Below are 18,169 nucleotides of genomic sequence, written 5' to 3' on the forward strand. Positions count from 1 at the left end.
GGGGGGGGCCGGTCGGGTCGGGGCCCCACCCCCCCCCCCCCCCCGGCGGGCGGCGGCCCCCGCGGCCGGGGGGGGTCTGTCCGGCGCCCCGGGCGGGGGGGGGGCCGCCGGCCGGCGCGGCGGCCCCCCCCCGCCCGGCGGCCCGCCGCGATGGCGGCGAACATCGCGACCAGCGCCGGCGCCGGCCTGCCGGGCAGCCACGCCAGCCCGGCGGCGGTGGCGACCAGCAGCACGTGGCCGAGCAGGTCGAGCGGCCTGGCGTCGGCCTGGTTGCCGTAGGCCATGACGGTCGAGGAGACCACCACCACCGCCATGGCGCACACCAGGGCGGATGTCCGCGCACCGGCCCATCTCACACCGGCACACTAATGCGCTCCGGCTCCACCGCGCGATACCGCCGTCGCGGTAGAGCGGGTACGGCCAGCGCGGCAGCGACGCAGGCCATCGGGATGGCGGGCAGCACGTAGCGGTGGTCGAAGTCGAGCGCGGCCACCGGCGCGACGAGCAGGAACATCGCGAAGGCCCACGGCAGCAGCGCCGGAGGGCGGCGGCGGATCGAGCCCGCCGCCCCGGCCAGCAGCAGCACCCCGAACATCGTGCCGTGCAGGAACCACGGATAGGGGTAGGCCGCCAGGATCGATCCGAACGGCTCGACGGAGCTCATGCCGCGGATCGCGGGGTCGTACTCCCGGCGCACCTGGTGCACCAGGGCGTGTTCCTCCGGCAGCTTCCAGGAGCCGTACGGGAAGTTCGAGGTGGGCGTCACCCGCTGAGGGTGGCGCACCGGCTCCCAGGTGAAGGCGAGCGAGGTGTCCCTGACCACAACGCGCAGGTAGTCGAGCGGCTGCGCGGCGATCGCCTTCAGCGCGAAGGACCTGGCCAGGTCGTTGTACTGGAAGCGGTCGCCGGGCAGCCGGTTGAGCGAGGCGCCGGGCGCCCAGACGTACTCGGAGGCGGCGTCGACCACGGCGCCGTTCGGGCAGAGCTTGGCCTCCTCGGGCGGCGGCTGGATGATCGAGCAGTCGGCGAAGGTCATGGTGCGCGCCCAGAGCGCGACGCCGTCGGAGCCGCTGAGCGCGAACCGTCCGTGGTGCTGGGCGTACCAGCCCGCGTAGGCGAGCAGCGGCAGCGCGCCCGCGACCAGGAGCGCGGCGGTCCGCCGCCACGGCGTCCGTCTCAGCGGGAGCCAGAGCGCGGCCAGGCCGAGCAGCGGCACCGCCGCCGTGCGGGTCAGCCCGGCCAGGGCGATGAGCAGGCCCGCCGCCGCCGCGGCCCGCACCGTCACCTCCTCGCGCCACATGAGCGCCAGCAGCGCGGCCACGAGCAGGGCGATCACCTGCAGGTCGGACAGGATCGCGTGCTCCAGCCGGACGAACGACGGGTCGAACAGCACCGGCAGGGTCGCGAGGCCCGCGCCCCAGCCGGGCAGCCCTCTCCTGCGCAGCAGCGCGTACATCATGACCGCGATGCCGAGCCCCAGCACGTGCTGGACTCCCGCGATCAGGTGCACGCTGTGGAAGGGGCGCATCAGCCACAGGAACCAGGCGTACCCGGCGGGGTGGAAGGCTCCGCGCGGCTGCATGTGCACGGCCGTGTCCAGGTAGGTGAACGAGTCGTACCAGTACACCTGCGCGGTGTCGTACCCCAGCATGACGAGCACGCGCAGCGCGGCGGCGAGCACGAGCGCGACCCCGAACAGGCGGTGGGCACGCAGGGCTCGGCCCGCGGGGATGGACGCGAGGATGGACGCCAATGAACGGTCCCCCGGAACGGGCCGGGAGGATCCCGGCCGGAGGGAACGAAGTTCACCGGCCAGGCGCTAACGCCAACGTCACCAGAAATGGTTATGCCCGCGTTATGCCTCTAAGGTCACAATGATCGCCATTCAGGGACCTTTGGGGGCATGGTGCGTGTCTTGATCGCCGAGGACGAGCGGATGCTCGCCGACTCGATCGCGGAGGGCCTGCGGAACGAGGCACTGGCCGTGGACGTCGCCTACGACGGGGAGGCGGCGCTGATGCGCCTGGGCGTCCACGACTACGACGTGCTGATCCTGGACAGGGACCTGCCGCTGCTGCACGGCGACGAGGTGTGCCGGACGGTGGTGGATCGCGGCTGGCTCGTCCGGGTGCTCATGCTGACCGCCGCCGGTGACGTGCGCGCCCGGGTGGCCGGGCTGTCACTCGGGGCCGACGACTACCTGCCGAAGCCGTTCGCGTTCGAGGAGCTGGTCGCCCGGGTGCACGCGCTCGGGCGACGGGCCAGGCGGGCGGACCCGCCGATGCTGGAGCGGGCGGGGGTGCGGCTCGACTGGGCGCACCGGCAGGTCTTCAGGGAGGGGCGGTACGTGCCGCTGGCCCGGAAGGAGTTCGGCGTGCTGGCGGAGTTGCTGCGCGCCCAGGGGGCGGTCGTCTCGGCCGAGGACCTGCTGGAGAAGGTGTGGGACGAGCACATCGACCCGTTCACCAACACGGTGCGGACCACGATGACCAAGCTGCGCAAGAAGCTCGGCCTGCCGCAGGTCATCGAGACCGTTCCGGGATCGGGGTATCGCATCCCATGAGCGTCCGCCTGCGTTTCGCCCTGGCGTGCGCCGCCGTGTCCGCCCTGATCGGCTCGCTGCTGCTGGCCGGGCTGCTGCTGGTCGTGCGGCAGAGCCTGGAGCCCCGCCCGGGGCTGCTGAGTCCCTCCTACATGCGCGTGAACGTCGGGTGGGGCCTGTACCCGAGGAACTCCCACGAGTACGTCGTCGCGCAGGACCGGGTGGCCCAGGTCCGCGCCACCTACCAGCGGGACACCATCGCCAACGTCCGCACCATCGGCGCGTTCGCCGTCCTCGCGGGCGCGGGGCTGGCGTTCGGCGCGGGCTGGCGGGCCGCCGGCTGGGTGCTCAGGCCGGTCACGTCCGTCACCGAGACCGCGCGGCGGGTCGCGCAGAGCCACGACCTGACCGAGCGGATCGGCTACGAGGGGCCGAGGGACGAGGTGAAGGAGCTGACCGACATCTTCGACACCATGCTCGGCCGGCTCGCCCGCTCCTTCGACGGTCAGCGCCGCTTCGTCGCCAACGCCTCGCACGAGCTGCGCACGCCGCTGACGATCAACCGGACGCTGGTGGACGTGGCGGTGCGGCGGCCGGACGCGACCGAGGACGTCAAGCGGCTCGGCGAGTCGCTGCTGCTGGTCAACGCCCGCAACGAGCGGCTCATCGACGGTCTGCTCGCGCTGACCGAGGGCGAGCACGCGGTGCTGGACCGGCGTCCGTTCGACCTGACCGACGTGGCCGAGCACGTCCTGGACCAGGCGGCCGAGGAGGCTGCGGAGCGCGAGGTGACGATCCACCGGCTGCTGGACGCGGCGCCGACCACCGGCGAGGCGGTGCTGGTGGAGCGGCTGGTGCAGAACCTGGTGGAGAACGCGGTCAGGCACAACCATGCCAAGGGCGAGGTGTGGGTGACGACCCGGCAGCGGGCCGACCAGGTGGAGCTGGTGGTGGCCAACACCGGGCTGCAGGTCCCGCCGTACGAGATCGAGACGATCTTCGAACCGTTCCGGCGGCTGCACGGCGACCGGCTGCGCTCCGACCGGGGCAGCGGCCTGGGCCTGTCGATCGTGCGGGTGATCACCGAGGCGCACGGCGGCACGATCACCGCCAGACCGCGGGAGGAGGGCGGCCTGACCATCACGGTCGAGCTGCCGATCGACCACTCGTCCTAGGGGCTGTGGATCTTCCGCAGCACGTCCTCGGGGATGCCCGCCTGGACGAGGCTCTCCCAGCTCTCGAACCGCTCGGCGATCATCGACTCCACCAGGGGGCGCAGCTGCGCGTGGTCGGTGCCGCCGTGCAGCAGCTCGCTGAGGATGCGGCCGCGGTCGGCGAAGGGCAGCTCGCCGCCGTCCATGGTGACCGCGTGCGCGATGAGGCCGAGGAGCCGGCCGTTGCCGGGCGTGTTCGGCGCGGTGACGGCGGCGATCGCGTCGAGGTAGAGCGCGACGCGCTGACCGGCGCTGACAGCCTCGCCGGCGAGCAGCTCGGACACCAGGCGGGCGGCGCTGGTCACCTCGCCAGACGGCCGCAGGACGAGGGCGGGCTCCCCCTCGCCGCCCAGCAGGTCGGCGAGCAGGTCGGTGTCGGCGCTGAGCAGGTAGGGGCGCTCGGCGAGAGCCCTGGTGCGGTGCCGCAGCACCGTGGCCTTCTGCGGCGGCCGGTGGTCGAACCACCAGCTCAGGCCGGCCGGCTCGGGCCCGGCTCCGCCCAGCAGGATGTCGCGCTCGCCGCCCTCCGACACCCGCCGCGCGGGCAGGGCGGCGAGCAGACCGGCCCAGCCGTCGTCGCCGAGCTGGCTGCGCCACAGGTGCGCGTACGAGGTCCAGCGGGTCAGGTGGTCGGGGTCACGCAGCAGCCGCGAGACGCGCACCGGCTCGCCGGACGCGGCGGCGTACAGCAGGGTGAGGTTCGCCGAGTAGGCGGCCAGCCTGCGCGTCACCGGGTGACGGGCCGGCTCGAAGCCGGTGAAGGAGCGCCGCCGCCGCTCGTGCAGCGACTCGCGCAGCAGCGTCCCGAGCAGGCCGGCGGCCTGGGTCCGCAGTTCGGCGGGCAGGGCCGCCATCAGCTCGACGGCGAAGCCGACCGTCGGCCCCCGCTCGGCCAGGCAGGAGAACGAGATGACGGCGTGGAGCAGGTCGTCGTCGATGTCCTGGGCGGGGGCCGCGGCCAGCTCGCTCTCGGTCAGCTCGTGCCTCCTGACGAGCTCGCGCACCGCGTACACGGCCAGCCAGCCGACCAGGAACTCGCCGAACGTGGGGTGCAGGAACTCGTAGCAGCGCACCCGGTCGTCCGCCGGCCCGGTCTCGGTCCTGTGCACGAAGAAGAAACGCCTGGTGGCCCGCCGGGCCCAGTTGACGCCGCCGCCCGGGTCGCGCGCCTGCCCGCACAGGGCGGCCAGGTCCCGGTCGAGCGCCGCCTCGGTGGCGACCGGCCGACCACGCGCGAACATCGACAGCGCCACCACCCCGAGCTGCACCAGCTCCCTGTCGACGAGGGCGCGCAGGCGGGCCGGCGGCAGGCCGCCCGCGGTCGCGTCCTTGGCCACCTCGCGCTGGGCGAAGTCCCTGATGAGCGACTCGTAGAGCTGCGCGCGGCCGATCGGCGCCCCGTCGCGCCTGACGGTGTTGCCGGTGGCGTCGTAGAGGGCCAGCAGCAGCAGGAGCAGCGGCTGGGTGGCGAGCTCGCCCTGGGTGAGCGCCACCTCGGCGGCCAGCGGCGTCCGGTCGTGCCTGGCCAGCACGGCGCGGTTGGTCTGGTCCCAGATGTCCAGCCAGCGCCGTACCTGGTCCTCCTCGAACGGCTGCAGCTGCAGGGCGAGCACGCCTTCGGGGAACCTGACCTGGTCGGCCACGACGGTGCGGCCGGTGACGATCACGGCCACGGGCCGTCCGGCCCGGTACTGCCCGATCTGGAACTCCCGGATCTGTTCCAGGTAGTCGTACCTGGCGGCGCCCACGGCCTGGATCAGCTCGTCGAACCCGTCGAGCATGACGACCGGCAGCGCCCCGTCGCCCGCGCCGATCAGGTCCTCGAAACGCACCTCCTCGCCCAGCACGTTGCGCAGGCCCTGGTCGATCTGGGAGATGACCGTTTGGGACGGGACGGTGGACTCGGCCATCACGTCGCCGAGCTCCACCCTGATCGGCAGGAACTCCGAGCCGGCCAGCCGCGCGGCGAGCACCTCGGTCAGCTTGGACTTGCCCGAGCCCGGCTCGCCGAGCACGACGAGAGGCGCCTGGGTGGCTCCGAGCGAGGTGAGGTGCCCGACCAGGAACGCCTCCGCGTCGGGCAGCCCGCGTTGCCCGGCCCACCAGCTCCTGGCGGCGGGCGTGGCCTCCCGCGTCATCTCCGCGACCCGGCAGCGGGGGCTGATGTAGCCCTCGCCGAGCAGCGGCAGCGTGACGTCCTCCGGCGCGGTGCCGCCGGCCATGAGCGGCTGGTCCAGGGCGGTGGCGGCCAGCCGCACCAGGTGGATCATCGGCCGGTCGCCCACCCTGGGCGGCGCCAGCTCGGCCAGCAGCCGCGCCACCCGCGACAGGCCGGCGCCGAGCGGCTGCGCCTCGGTGACCAGGCTCCACATGCCGAACTCGGGGCTGTCCAGGCTGAGCAGCCGGTAGTCCTCGTCGTAGATCCGCAGGGCCTGGGCGGCAGGCCCGTCGTCCAGCAGGATGGGCAGCCGGGTGCGGTCGCCCGCGGACAGCTCGGCCCACACCGGCAGCCCGCGGGCGTAGGCGGTCAGGGCCCGCGTCATCCGCTCGTAGACGCCTCGCACGGCCTGCCGGGTCTCGGCGTAGGGGCGATGCGGCTCCGGCATCGGCAGCGGCGCCAGCAGCACGCTCTGCGCCAGGACCGCGAAGCTCTCCGCCGGCCCGCTGCCGGCGTGGCGGACGTGGTCGAGCTGCTCCAGCTTGACCGGCAGCCTCGCCTCTCCGAGCGCCTCGAAGTACGCCGACACGATGATCGCCGCGTGCGCCGCGGCCAGCCGCCGGGTGCGGCTGAACCGGTTGCCGCCCCTCGTGCGCCCGGTCGTGCGCCGCACCGCGTCCTCGGTGTGGCGGACGACGTCGCTCCTGAGGTCGAGCAGGCCCGTCGCCGGCCGCCCGACGCCGGCGGTGGCCCAGCCGGTCAGCGCCACGGTCGCGGCGAACTCGGCGATCTTGGCGAGCCTGGTCTGCTTGCATCCGAGGATCTTGAGGGCGTCGGCGTAGCTCAGGATGTCCGTCATAGGCGTCTCCGAGGAACGTGAGAAGCCCATCATGACGCCGTTCAGACCGTTTGGGAGCGTTCTCCACCAGGACGGTCTGGCCCGTTCAGCCCTCCTTGACGGCCTCGGCGATCTCGGCCAGCGCGGCGGGATCCTCGATGGTCGACGGGACGCGGTAGGCGGCGCCCGCCGCGATGTCGCGCATGGTGCCACGCAGGATCTTGCCGGAGCGGGTCTTGGGCAGGCGGTCCACGACCACGGCCCGGCGGAAGGCCGCCACCGGGCCGATCCGGTCGCGTACCATCGCCGCCAGCTCGCGCTCCACCTCGGCGGGGTCGCGGTCCGCGCCCGCCTTGAGCACCACGAAGCCGACGGGCAGCTGCCCCTTCAGCTCGTCGGCCACGCCGATCACCGCGCACTCGGCCACGTCGGGGTGGGCGGCGATGACCTCCTCCATGGCGCCGGTGGACAGCCGGTGCCCGGCGACGTTGATGACGTCGTCGATGCGGCCCATGACGAACAGGTAGCCGTCGGCGTCCACGTGCCCCCCGTCGCCGGTCAGGTAGTGGCCGGGATAGCGCGTCAGGTAGGACTCCGCGAAGCGGGCGTCGTCACGGTAGAGGGTGGGCAGCGTGCCCGGGGGCAGCGGCAGCTTCACGGTGACCGCGCCCTCGGTGCCCGGCGGGCACTCCTCGCCGTCGGGGTCGAGGATGCGCACGTCGTAGCCTGGGACGGGCTTGGTGGGCGAGCCGGGCTTGATCGGCAGTTCCTCGATGCCGACGCAGTTGGCGGCGATCGGCCAGCCGGTCTCGGTCTGCCACCAGTGGTCGATCACGGGGATGCCGAGCAGGTCGCCGGCCCAGTGGTAGGTGTCGGGGTCGAGCCGCTCTCCGGCCAGGAAGAGGTAGCGCAGTTTGGACAGATCCCACTTTTTCGCGAAATTGCCGGAGGGGTCCTCTTTCTTGATGGCACGGATGGCGGTCGGCGCCGCGAACAGCGTCCGCACCCCGTACGTGGACGCCACCCGCCAGAACGCACCCGGATCGGGTGTCCCCACCGGCTTGCCCTCGTACAGCACGCTCGTGCAGCCGGCCAGCAGCGGCCCGTAGACGATGTAGGAGTGCCCGACGACCCAGCCGACGTCGGAGGCGGCCCAGTAGACCTCGCCGGGCGCGGCGCCGTACACGTTGGACATGCTCCAGTGCAGCGCCACGGCGTGCCCGCCGGTGTCGCGCACCACCCCCTTCGGCACGCCGGTGGTGCCGGAGGTGTAGAGGATGTAGAGCGGGTCGGTCGCCGCCACGCTCACGCATCCGGCGGGCTCGGCCTCGCGCACGGCCTGCTCCCAGTCGAGGTCGCGCCCAGGCGTCAGCTCCGCGCTCGCCTGCGGCCGCTGCAGCACCACGCAGTGCGCGGGCCGGTGCGAGGCCTCCCGCAGCGCGGCGTCGAGCAGCGGCTTGTACTCGACCACGCGCGACGGCTCGATCCCGCACGAGGCCGTCAGCACCGCCTTGGGCCGGGCGTGGTCGATGCGCACGGCCAGCTCGCTGGCGGCGAATCCGCCGAACACCACGGAGTGCACCGCGCCGATCCGGGCGCAGGCGAGCATCGCGAAGACGGCCTCGGGCACCATCGGCATGTAGATCACCACGGTGTCGCCGGCCTCCACCCCGAGCCCGCGCAGCATACCGGCCGTCCGCGAGACGTGGTCGAGCAGCTCGGCGTAGGTGTAGCGGCGCACCGCCCCGGTGACGGGACTGTCGTAGATCAGCGCGTCCTGGGCGCCCCGCCCGGCGGCGACGTGCCGGTCGACGGCGTTGTGGCAGGTGTTGAGCCGCCCGCCGACGAACCACCGCCCGTCCCGGGTGACATTCTCCGGCTCCACCTCCCAGTCGATCCCACGCGCGGCCTCGCGCCAGAACTGCTCGGGCTCCTCGATGCTGCGCCGGTAAACGGCGTCATAACCAGGCACTTATCGATCAGATCAGCCTGCCCGGCCCGGCGCAAGCCCCGCCGGCGGTGTCCGCGTGACCGGAAACCCGGCGACAGGCCGATGTCCGTTCCGTTACGGTATGGCCGGGGCAGCCCTGGGGGCTCATCGTCTGAAACGAACAGGGCGCCCGCCTTTCGAGGCGGCGCCGCCCGCGGTGCGCGGCCTCCTTCGGCTCCGCGGTGACGGGGTCCGGGCCAGGCAGGGGGAGGTGGCCGGTATGGGGGACGCGGGAGACGACCTGATCCTCTCGGTGGTGGTGGGGTCGCGGGCCTACGGGCTCGACACCGGCGCGTCCGACACCGACCGGAGGGGCGTGTTCGTGCCGCCGACAGAGGACTTCTGGCGCCTGGACAAACCGCCCACGCACCGGGACGGGCCGCTGCCCGAGCAGTTCTCGTGGGAGGTCGAGCGGTTCTGCCGGCTCGCCCTGGAGGCGAACCCGACGGTCCTGGAGTGCCTGTGGTCGCCGATCGTGGAGGTGACCACCCCGGCCGGGCAGCGGCTGCGGGAGCTGCGGGGCGCGTTCCTGTCGTGGCGCGCCCACCAGACGTTCGCCGGATACGCCGACGCGCAGTTCCGCCGCCTGGACCCGGCGGCGCCCAAGTGGAAGCAGGCCATGCACATGGTCCGGCTGCTGCTCAGCGGCCTGCACCTGGTGCGGCACGGCGACCCGCTGATCCAGGTGGGCCCGCACCGCGACCGGCTGCTGGCCATCAGGCGCGGCGAGATGCCGTGGGAACGGGTGGACGCCTGGCGGGCGGAGCTGGCAGCCGAGCTGGCCGCCGCGGACTCCGTACTGCCCGAGGAGCCGGACCGCCGCGCGGTGGAGGAGTTTCTGATCGACGTGCGCAGGGAGCATCTGTGAGACCTCTCGACCTGCTGCCGGACTGGCTGCTCGCCATCCCCGGCGAGCAGCCGCATCCGCTGGCGTTCGCGACGGTGAGCGGCGCTCACCTGTACGGGTTCCCCTCCGTGGACTCCGACGTGGACCTGCGCGGCGCGCACGTGCTGCCGATCGAGCAGGTCGTGGGCCTGTCCACGGGCCCGGAGACGCACGACAGGACGTGGACGCGCGAGGGCGTGGAGGTGGACCTGGTCACGCACGACCTGGCCAAGTTCTGCCGGATGCTGCTGAACCGCAACGGCTACGTCCTGGAGCAGCTCCTGTCGCCCCTGGTCGTGGCCTCGTCCCCGGTGCACGAGGAGCTGGTGGCGCTGGCGCCCGGCTGCGTGACCCGCCACCACGCCCACCACTACCTGGGCTTCGCGCGCACGCAGTGGCGGCTGCACGAGAAGACGGGTGGGCTCAAGCCGCTGCTCTACACCTTCCGGGTGCTCGCCACCGGCATCCACCTGATGCGGACCGGCACGCTGGAGGCCGACCTGACCAGGCTGTACGCATACGGTCCCGCGTACCTGCCTGAGCTGGTCGCCGCCAAGCGGGAGGCCGAGCACGGCGCCGCGCCGCCGATCCCCGCCGCGGGCGAGGACGTGGCGCGGCTGACGGCGGAACTGGAGGAGGCGAGGGACGCCTCGCCGCTTCCCGAAACGGCCGGCGCCCACCTGGCCCTGCACGACCTGCTGGTGAGGACCCGCCTGGCCCCGGTGCCACCGGCGCCAGGCGGGGTCACGCGTCAGTCGTCGGCGGGATCCGCGGACAGCACCAGCCGCACCGCGAACAGGCGGTAGCCAGCACGTTCGAACGCGGCGGCCATCGGGAGGTTGGTGGAGTCGGTGTCGGCGACGATCCGCTGCACGCCGCGCCCGGCGTGGAAGCGGGTGATCTCGTCGAGCAGATCACCCACGTAGCCGTGGCCGCGCCGCTCGGGCAGCACGCCGAGGTAGCCGACGACGGGCCCGGCGTTGTTGGCCGACGGCATCGCGAAGCCGGCCAGGTCGCCCTCGGGCGTGCGGGCCACCCGCCACCAGGACCTGTCCCCCGGCATGCTCCGGTAGTCGGCGAGGTCCTCGCGGGCCTGCGCCTCGGGGTCCTTGGTGAGCAGGGCCAGCCGGGTGTGGTGGTCCAGGGAGCCTTCGGCCACCTGGCGGAAGAGGTCGACGAACACCTCGTCGTCGGGCTCCTCCTCGAACGTCAGCCTGCCGGACGGTTCGGGCACCGGGGCGGCCGGTGTCCACTCGTAGCGCAGCCGTTCGAGCTCGTCGGTGAGCCCGGCGCGGCGGCCGGCCTCCCACCGCCACTCGATGGCATCGGCCACGGCGCGGTAGTCACGCCAGCCGCTGGGCACGAACACGTGGTAGGCGGGGGCGTCGCCGAAGGCGCCATGGGCGTGCCGCAGGAGCGCGGCCCCCAGGGCGACCCGATCCTCGACCGAGGGGTGCACGTAGAGGCAGTCGAGCGCGAGCGGCTTGTCGCCGTCGGGGAAGCCCCACCAGACGGCGCGGGCCAGGATCTCGCCGTCCTGCTCGGCGATCCAGACGCGCTCGTGGCGGTACTGGCCGTCGGTGAGCATGGAACGCAACCGGTCGGGATCGGCCCAGCTGATGGGCTCGTCGACGGTGCAGCGGAGCAGGCGGTCGAGGTCAGCCTCGACCGTGGAGCGGAAAAGCACGGTTCCTCCGAAGAGTGAAAGCGGACGCCCGGAGCGTCCGGTAAAAACGGGACATCTCAGCGCCTCCTTTCCTTCGACTTTTCGGGCACTGGCGACTTTAGCGCACATGGGATGGAAGTTCCGACAGGATAAGAGGGTGGGCACCTACGATGACATGCTTCCTCTCCAGCCGCCCGTACGGCTTCCGCCGGACGACGAGCTGGCCGACGCCGTCCGCGCCACCCCGCTCGCGGCCGAGATCCTGCGCCGCGACGCGGCGGGTGATCCCAGGGCGAACGCCGAGATGGCCGCCGCCCTGCGCGACGGGACGGCCGAGCGAACGCTGCAGACCTGGTCGGAGGTGTGCCGCGCGCTGCTCGCCCCTGAGGAGGCGCTGCTGCTGGAGGTGGTCCGCCTGTTCCTCGGCACCGAGCCGGCCGAGGGGGACTCCCCGGACGTGCTCGCCAGCCTCGGCCTGGTGAACGCCAAGGGACCGTACGAGCTGACGCCGCTCGGCCGGTGGATCGGCAGGCAGGTGCTCGCCGAGGCGGCGGGGCAGGAGGTGCCCGTCATGGGATCCCTGGCGGAGCGGGACGCCGCCGAGCTGCTGCACGGCCTGCGCTCCTACCCGCAGGCCGAGCGCGACGAGGAGCTGGCGGGCTGGCTGGCCGGGCGCGAGCCGGCGCGGGCGGCTGCCGAGATCGCGGCAGTGCTGGGCGAGGCGAGCCCGCTCGGCAGGGCGGTAGGGGTCGAGCTGCTCGCCACCAGGCTGGGCGAGGAAGGCCGCGAGGCGCTCGACGGGCTGCTCGACGAGCCCCGGGTGGGGGCCGGCATCGCCGCCCGGCTGGACCGTGAGGGCCACGACCCGGCGCCCGAGGACATCGCCTGGGTGCTGGTGGACATGGCCGCGGCACTGCTGGAGTTCGGCGGCGAGACGAGCGAGGTCATCGAGTCGGTCGCCAACGGCATGGACGCCGACGAGCAGGCGGGCACCCTCGCCCTGCTGGCGCTCTGCGACCATCCCGGCACGGAGCTGGTGCTGAGGGTCTTCATCGAGCACCATCCCGACAGCCGCGTCTCGGCCGCCGCCCGCAAGGCGCTGCGCCGCCTGCACGGCCTGGCCGACGCTCGCCGGTAGAGTCGGGCGCGATGACAAAGCACACGATTTCCCGGCATGCCGGCACCATTCTCGGCGACTCCTACGCCTGCGACTGCGGCGCGCACCTGGCGAACCGCATGACCGCCGAGCTGCACGCCGCCGAGCAGCGTATGTGCTCGGTCTGCCTCGGCTCGGCCGAGGAGGAGGTGGTACCCGGGGTGATGCGCGAATGCGCGTCCTGCGCGGGCACCGGCGGCCGGCGCGAGCAGATCACCTGGCAGCTCGCGCACACCGAGGCCGAGCGGCTGATCACGCTGACCGTCGTGCGCGGCGTGGTGTCGGGTTTCGACGGGCCCTTCCACCTGTCAGAGATCGCCGACACCGTCAGGGACGGCCTCGGCCTGCCCGTGGGGCGGCTCCCGGTGGGGCCGCGGGTGCGCGACCTGCTGCTGCAGATGCAGGCGTCGGGCGAGATCGCGATGCTGTCCGCCCCGGACGAGCTCCTCGACAGCACCGCGAACGTGGTGCTCTACCGCGACCCCCAGTGGCAGCGCGCCCGCACGCTGGGTCTTTGACCCAGGCGGCCGTCTGAGCGGCCGTCAGGGCCGGCAGAGGATCTCGCCGTGCAGGATCGAGATCCAGCCGTCGCCCGCCTCCGCCCACTCCAGCCAGCCCTCGGAGATGCGGCGCAGGTCGCCGGCGGTGGCTGCGCCGGTCGCCAGGGCCTGGTCCGCCATGGCGGAGCTCAGGATCCGCTCCGCCCACATGCCGCCCCACCAGGCCCGGTCCTCGGGAGTGGCGAAGCACCAGGTGGACGAGGTCGCGGTGACCTGCTCGAAGCCGGCGGCCCGGGCCCACGACAGCAGCCGCCTCCCGGCGTCCGGCTCGCCGCCGTTGCCGCGCGCCAGCTTCTGGTAGAGCGCCATCCAGTCCTCCAGCGCCGGCAGCGCCGGGTGCCAGGCGAACGCGCCGTAGTCGCTGTCGCGCGCCGCCACGATCCCGCCCGGCCTGGTCACCCGCCGCATCTCGCGCAGGGCTCGTACGGGGTCGCCGACGTGCTGGAGCACCTGGTGGGCGTGGACCACGTCGAAGGAGCCGTCGGGGAGGTCCAGGTCGTGCACGTCGGCGACGGCGAAGTCGACGTTGGCCGCTCCCCTGGTCTCGACCTCGGCCCTGGCGAGCTCCAGCGCGTCCACGGTCACCTCGGACGCCGTCACCCGCGCCACCCGGGCCGCCAGGTCGGCGGTGATGGTGCCCGGCCCGCTCCCCACGTCCAGCAAGGTCATCCCCGGCCGGAGGTGCGGCAGCAGGTAGCCGGCCGAGTTGTCGGCGGTGCGCCACCGGTGCGAGCGCAGCACCGACTCGTGGTGGCCATGGGTGTAGACGGCGTCCATCGAAACTCCCTCGTATCTCCCGATGCCCGAACGCTAACGCTGTCTCGCTATTCAAGAAAGAACGTCTCAATATTCGAGCACACTGTCTTCGCTCGTAGACTTTGCCCGTCAGGGGTTCGCGGCTGTGGAAGGGCGTCGCCGTGGGAGAGATCCGGCCGATCGTTCACGTCGGCGACCCGGTGCTGCACGCACCCTGCGAGCCGGTCACCCGGTTCGGCGAGGAGCTGGCGGCGCTGGTGGACGACATGTTCGCGAGCATGTACGCGGCGGAGGGCGTCGGCCTGGCCGCCAACCAGATCGGGGTGCCGCTGCGGGTGTTCGTCTACGACTGCCCGGACGAGCACGACGAGCACCACAAGGGGGTCGTGGTCAACCCGACGCTGGAACTGCCGGGCTCGGCGAGCGCCGCCTGGACACCGGCGAGGAGGGCTGTCTGTCGGTCCCCGGCCAGTTCGCGCCGCTCCCCCGCCCCGACCGCGCGACCGTGCACAGCCTCGACGCCACCGGTCAGCCCGTCACGGTCACGGGCACCGGGATGCTCTCACGCTGCCTCCAGCACGAGACCGACCACCTCGACGGCCACCTCTTCATCGACCGCCTCCCGGCCAAGGCCCGCAAACGCCTCCTGGCCGCCTACCAGGAGTCGCAGTCGGTGTCGTGAGTCGCCGTGAGCGGCGAAGGCCCAGGTGAGATCTCGGTACACCGGGTAGGGGTGGGCTCCAGCGAGGAATGGAGGCTGACCATGGCCAAGACCGTGGCAGACGTCATGACCACCCACCCGGCGGCGGTCGAGGCCGACCAGCCGGCGAGCGTCGCCGCCGCGCTGATGCGCGACAACGACACCGGCGCGGTCATCGTCAACGACAACGGCCGCCTGCGGGGCATCGTGACCGACCGCGACATCGCCGTGCGGCTCGTCGCCGACGAGAAGGGCCCCGACACCCCGGTACGGGAGGCGTGCTCGGACAGCGTGGAGGCCGTCGGGCCCGACACCAGCGTCGACCAGGCCATCCAGCTGATGCGCTCGCACGCCGTGCGCCGCCTCCCGGTCGTGGAGGACGGCCGCGCCGTGGGCATCCTCAGCCTGGGCGACCTCGCCATGGAGCGCGACCCGAACTCGGCCCTCGCCGACATCTCCGCCGCCGAGGGCAACCGCTAGCCTGGCCGTGTGGTCACAGTCGAGGACGTCCGGCGGCTCGCGGCGACCTTCCCGCGCTCGTCGGAGCATCTGATCCGGGACCGGGTCAAGTTCCGCGTGGGGTCGATCGTCTATCTGGCGTTCTCGCGGGACGAGACGTTGATGGGGTTCGCCTTCCCGAAGGAGGAGCGGGCCGCGCTGGTCGCCGCCGAGCCCGCCAAGTTCGAGATGCCGCGGGAGTCCGACCTGCGCTACAACTGGGTGGTGGCACGGCTGGCCGCCCTCGGCCAGGACGAGATGTCCGAGCTGGTCGTGGAGGCCTGGCGGATGGTGGTGCCGAAGAAGGTCTACGCCGCCTACACGGCCCGGATCCGCTGATCCGCCGCGTCAGCTGAGCCTGTCGACGCCGAGGGCGCTGATGAGCAGCCGCTCTCCTTGCGGTTGCCGAGCAGGCGGACCGTCCAGTCCACGAAGCCGCCGTCACCGAGTGCGTGCCGAGCGGCGCGACCGGCGCCGGAGTCACCAGCTCGAACTCGGGCGGCACCACGGAGAGCAGCGCGTCCTCCGTGCGGCGCAGCCGCTCGAAGGGCACGGCGGCGGGAGCGGCGAACCGGTCGGTCGCGTAGCGGCGGAGCACGTCGGGCGGGGTCAGCCCGGCCGCCCTGACACGCATCACCTCCAGCAGGAGGGTGGTGAGGTCGGCGCCGGACAGGCGCTCCGCGAGCACGTCGAGGATCTCGGCACCGCCTGCCTCCCTGAGCACCCGGCCGAGCGGTGTCCTGTCGTCAGCTGCCATCACCCACCCCTACCACGGCGCCGGATGGGGCGCGTGCTCCGTGCGAGGGGACGGGGGTGCGGGTAGGGTGCGATCGCATGTACTTCCAGCACTCGAGCGACATCTGGCGGGATTTCCCCGGCCTGGTGCCCGGTGCGGTCCTCGCCGAGGGGATCACCGCGGACGTCTCCGCCGACCACCGGATCGCCGGCCACTACGCGGTCGCCGAGTCCCGCCTCGCCGCAGGGCCGGAGTCCGAGCTGCCGGAGGTCCAGGCCTGGCGGCGGACCTTCGCCAAGATGGGGCTGAAGCCCACGCAGTACCGGTGCGCCTCCGAATCGCTGCTGCGGCGTTTCAAGAAGGAGGGGACGCTGCCCCGGATCCATCCGCTGATCGACCTCTGCAACGCGGTCTCGCTCGCGTTCGCGATCCCGGTGGCCGTGTTCGACCTCTCCCGGGTCACGGGCTTCCTTGAGGTCCGTTACGCGGCGGGTGACGAGGACTACCTCACCTTCGCCGGCGAGACGGAGCATCCGGACGCCCACGAGGTGGTCTTCGCCGACGCCGCCGGGCGGGCGCACGCCCGGCGGTGGACCAACCGGCAGAGCGGCCTCTCGGCCGTGCGGGAGAGCACCCGATCCGTCCTGATCGTCGCCGAAGCGCAGCACGCCACGGCCTCCGACGACGTCCGCGCTCTCCTGGCCGCGCTCGCCGACGACCTGAAGGGCATCTGGGGCGCCGCCCCGGAGACGGCGGTGCTGAGCCCGCCGTCCCCGCGCCTGGAGTGGTGAGACGGCCCAGGCGAATCCGCTCAGTGGACGAACGGCCATCCCTGCGCGTCCCAGCCGAGCCTGTTGACGCCCAGCCGGGATGATCCGTCGTTGGCGTACCAGTGGTAGAAGAGCACGTCGCCGTCGCTGTCAGCGATGACGGCCTGGTGGCCGGGGCCGTGGACGTCGCCGCGACCGGCCAGGATCTCCGTTCCTCCGCCCGCGGTCATCGCGGTGCCGTTGCGGTCCACGTACGGGCCGGTGATCGAGGTGGACCTGCCCACCATGATCCGGTAGGTGCTGGCGGCGCCGTTGCAGCAGCGGTCGAAGGACACCAGCAGGTAGTAGTGGCCGCCGTGCCGGAAGATGGTGGGCGCCTCGACGGCGCCGCCGCCCCGGCCGGCGATGCCGCGGATGGTGCTGTCGGACCGCTTGCCGGTGGCCGGGTCGAGCTGGACGAGCTTGATGCCGGACCAGAACGAGCCGAAGCTCAGCCACCAGCGTCCCTGGTCGTCGATGACCAGGTTCGGGTCGATGGCGTTGAAGTCGCCGGACGTCTGCGACTCGATGACCAGTCCCTGGTTCGTCCAGGAGCCCGACGCGCCGGTGCTGCTGGTGGCCAGGAAGATGGCCGAGCGGTTCGAGCCGAACGTGGAGGCCGAGTAGTACATCCAGTAGCGGCCGCCCGCGTAGGAGATGTCGGGCGCCCAGACGTGGTTGCCGCCGTTGGTGTACGGGTGCGCCCACGGGACGCCGCCGGGGAACGCCGATCCGGCGTTGCGCCAGGCCGTGCGGTCGGTGGAGGTCTTGAGCGCCACGTTGTCGCCGGTGTGGGCGAGCAGGTAGGTCCCGCCGGTCGTCTTGACGACCTCCGGGTCGTGCACGTTGATGTCACCGGTGACGACGCCCGGGGCCGGGTAGGAGGGCGGCGGCGTGCCGGGGTCGCCGCCCAGCTTGACGAGCCGCCACTGCTGATTGTTGCCGCCCAGGTCGGTGTACTGCGACAGGCGGGCGCCGTCGGCGGTGGACCACTCCCACACCTCCAGCGCCTTGCCGCTGTTGCGGTTGATCAGCTTGACGTGCCCGCCGGTGGTGTCGACGACCCGGAACTGCTGGTTCGCGCCGTTGTTGTCGGCCCACTGCACCAGGTTCGCGCCGTCGGCGGTGGAGGAGCCGGAGATGTCCAGCACCTTGCCGCTGTGCCGCGACTTCAGCCGGTAGTAGCCGCCGCCGGAGTCGACGAACTGCCACTGCTGCCACGCGCCGTCGTTGCGGGCCCACTGCACGATGGGCGCGCCGTCGCCGGTGGCGAGGTCGTACACGTCGGCGGCCTTGCCGCTGTGCCGGTTGACCAGCACGTAGGAGGCACCGGTGTCGATCGTGGCCGCGGTGGCGGGGGGCGCGGCCACGACGGCCTGGCACAGGGCCAGCAGGGCGGCGATCGCCATCGCCAGGGCGGTGCGGAGAACGTTCATGAGTGCCTCTCAGGGGAGGGTCAGGCGGCCCGTACGTGGAACCGCTGGCAGATGTTGTCCAGCCACGACCACTGCGCGATGTCCGTGCGCATGACCAGCTCCCTGGAGTCCCGCCCAGTGTTGGCGCTGCCTTCTCGACCGTCAATGAGAAGCGCGGGAATCGCGGAATTTCGGTGAACGTTTCACGGAGCCAGGTCTGACCAATCGATTGACCGGGAGTGGCC

At 72.7% G+C, this 18,169-nt stretch carries 17 protein-coding genes and 1 pseudogene; 11 read left to right on the forward strand and 7 right to left on the reverse strand.

Annotated elements, in window-relative coordinates; translation table 11 throughout:
* Both V5E28_RS46385 and V5E28_RS46390 read right to left on the reverse strand, forming a co-directional pair.
* Positions 1-356, reverse strand: a 356-nt coding sequence (locus V5E28_RS46385; RefSeq protein ID WP_336216705.1) for a hypothetical protein, incomplete at its 3' end; no start/stop codon positions are given.
* A complete protein-coding gene (locus V5E28_RS46390) occupies positions 353-1,753 on the reverse strand; it encodes a hypothetical protein (RefSeq protein WP_336216706.1) in 1,401 nt (466 codons plus the stop codon). The genes V5E28_RS46390 and V5E28_RS46385, both read right to left, overlap by 4 nt.
* Positions 1,754-1,906: 153 nt before the next feature.
* Here V5E28_RS46390 and V5E28_RS46395 point away from each other — a divergent pair, with 153 nt between their 5' ends.
* Positions 1,907-2,563 carry a response regulator transcription factor gene (locus tag V5E28_RS46395; protein ID WP_336216736.1) on the forward strand — a complete coding sequence of 219 codons (657 nt, stop codon included), beginning with the start codon at positions 1,907-1,909 and terminating at the stop codon, positions 2,561-2,563.
* Entirely contained in the window at positions 2,560-3,717 is a 1,158-nt protein-coding gene (locus tag V5E28_RS46400; protein ID WP_336216707.1) for a sensor histidine kinase, read from the forward strand. The genes V5E28_RS46395 and V5E28_RS46400 overlap by 4 nt, the downstream gene beginning before the upstream one ends.
* Here the strand turns inward: V5E28_RS46400 and V5E28_RS46405 are convergent.
* Both V5E28_RS46405 and V5E28_RS46410 read right to left on the reverse strand, forming a co-directional pair.
* Entirely contained in the window at positions 3,714-6,773 is a 3,060-nt protein-coding gene (locus V5E28_RS46405) for an NACHT domain-containing protein (RefSeq protein WP_336216708.1), read from the reverse strand. The genes V5E28_RS46400 and V5E28_RS46405 overlap by 4 nt on opposite strands.
* 85 nt (positions 6,774-6,858) lie before the next feature.
* Complete coding sequence (locus V5E28_RS46410) at positions 6,859-8,724, reverse strand: propionyl-CoA synthetase (protein WP_336216709.1); 1,866 nt, start codon at positions 8,722-8,724, stop codon at positions 6,859-6,861.
* A 238-nt stretch (positions 8,725-8,962) separates the two neighbouring features.
* On the opposite strand from V5E28_RS46410, the gene V5E28_RS46415 reads away from it, so the two are divergent.
* Both V5E28_RS46415 and V5E28_RS46420 read left to right on the forward strand, forming a co-directional pair.
* Entirely contained in the window at positions 8,963-9,610 is a 648-nt protein-coding gene (locus tag V5E28_RS46415) for a nucleotidyltransferase domain-containing protein (RefSeq protein ID WP_336216710.1), read from the forward strand.
* Entirely contained in the window at positions 9,607-10,434 is an 828-nt protein-coding gene (locus V5E28_RS46420) for a nucleotidyltransferase domain-containing protein (RefSeq protein WP_336216711.1), read from the forward strand. The genes V5E28_RS46415 and V5E28_RS46420 overlap by 4 nt, the downstream gene beginning before the upstream one ends.
* Here V5E28_RS46420 and V5E28_RS46425 read toward each other — a convergent pair.
* Positions 10,380-11,315: a GNAT family N-acetyltransferase gene (locus V5E28_RS46425; RefSeq protein ID WP_336216712.1), complete on the reverse strand. Its 936-nt coding sequence runs from the start codon at positions 11,313-11,315 to the stop codon at positions 10,380-10,382. The genes V5E28_RS46420 and V5E28_RS46425 overlap by 55 nt on opposite strands.
* A 136-nt stretch (positions 11,316-11,451) precedes the next feature.
* On the opposite strand from V5E28_RS46425, the gene V5E28_RS46430 reads away from it, so the two are divergent.
* Positions 11,452-12,432: a hypothetical protein gene (locus V5E28_RS46430; protein ID WP_336216713.1), complete on the forward strand. Its 981-nt coding sequence runs from the start codon at positions 11,452-11,454 to the stop codon at positions 12,430-12,432.
* Positions 12,433-12,443: 11 nt separating this feature from the next.
* Positions 12,444-12,968 carry a hypothetical protein gene (locus V5E28_RS46435; RefSeq protein WP_336216714.1) on the forward strand — a complete coding sequence of 175 codons (525 nt, stop codon included), beginning with the start codon at positions 12,444-12,446 and terminating at the stop codon, positions 12,966-12,968.
* 24 nt (positions 12,969-12,992) lie between these two features.
* On the opposite strand, the gene V5E28_RS46440 is transcribed toward V5E28_RS46435, so the two are convergent.
* Positions 12,993-13,787 carry a class I SAM-dependent methyltransferase gene (locus V5E28_RS46440; RefSeq protein WP_336216715.1) on the reverse strand — a complete coding sequence of 265 codons (795 nt, stop codon included), beginning with the start codon at positions 13,785-13,787 and terminating at the stop codon, positions 12,993-12,995.
* A gap of 179 nt (positions 13,788-13,966) precedes the next feature.
* Between V5E28_RS46440 and V5E28_RS46445 the strand changes: the two are divergent.
* The 5 genes and pseudogenes from V5E28_RS46445 to V5E28_RS46465 form a co-directional block, all read left to right on the forward strand.
* Positions 13,967-14,113 (forward strand): annotated as a pseudogene (locus V5E28_RS46445) (peptide deformylase); the annotation flags it as partial.
* A 107-nt stretch (positions 14,114-14,220) separates the two neighbouring features.
* Positions 14,221-14,448 (forward strand): peptide deformylase, encoded by a 228-nt coding sequence (locus V5E28_RS46450; RefSeq protein WP_336216737.1) that lies wholly within the window; start codon positions 14,221-14,223, stop codon positions 14,446-14,448.
* Between the two features lie 81 nt (positions 14,449-14,529).
* Positions 14,530-14,946, forward strand: a complete 417-nt coding sequence (locus V5E28_RS46455) for a CBS domain-containing protein (protein WP_336216716.1) — start codon at positions 14,530-14,532, stop codon at positions 14,944-14,946.
* Between the two features lie 9 nt (positions 14,947-14,955).
* Complete coding sequence (locus V5E28_RS46460; protein WP_336216717.1) at positions 14,956-15,303, forward strand: MmcQ/YjbR family DNA-binding protein; 348 nt, start codon at positions 14,956-14,958, stop codon at positions 15,301-15,303.
* Between the two features lie 495 nt (positions 15,304-15,798).
* The gene (locus V5E28_RS46465) at positions 15,799-16,491 is read left to right on the forward strand and encodes a B3/B4 domain-containing protein (protein ID WP_336216718.1); all 693 of its coding nucleotides are present in this window, start codon (positions 15,799-15,801) and stop codon (positions 16,489-16,491) included.
* Between the two features lie 20 nt (positions 16,492-16,511).
* Here the strand turns inward: V5E28_RS46465 and V5E28_RS46470 are convergent, their stop codons facing one another.
* Positions 16,512-17,945: an RICIN domain-containing protein gene (locus tag V5E28_RS46470; protein ID WP_336216719.1), complete on the reverse strand. Its 1,434-nt coding sequence runs from the start codon at positions 17,943-17,945 to the stop codon at positions 16,512-16,514.
* Between the last annotated feature and the right edge of the window lie 224 nt (positions 17,946-18,169).

This window comes from Nonomuraea sp. LPB2021202275-12-8 (genome assembly GCF_037044575.1).
GTDB lineage: Bacteria > Actinomycetota > Actinomycetes > Streptosporangiales > Streptosporangiaceae > Nonomuraea.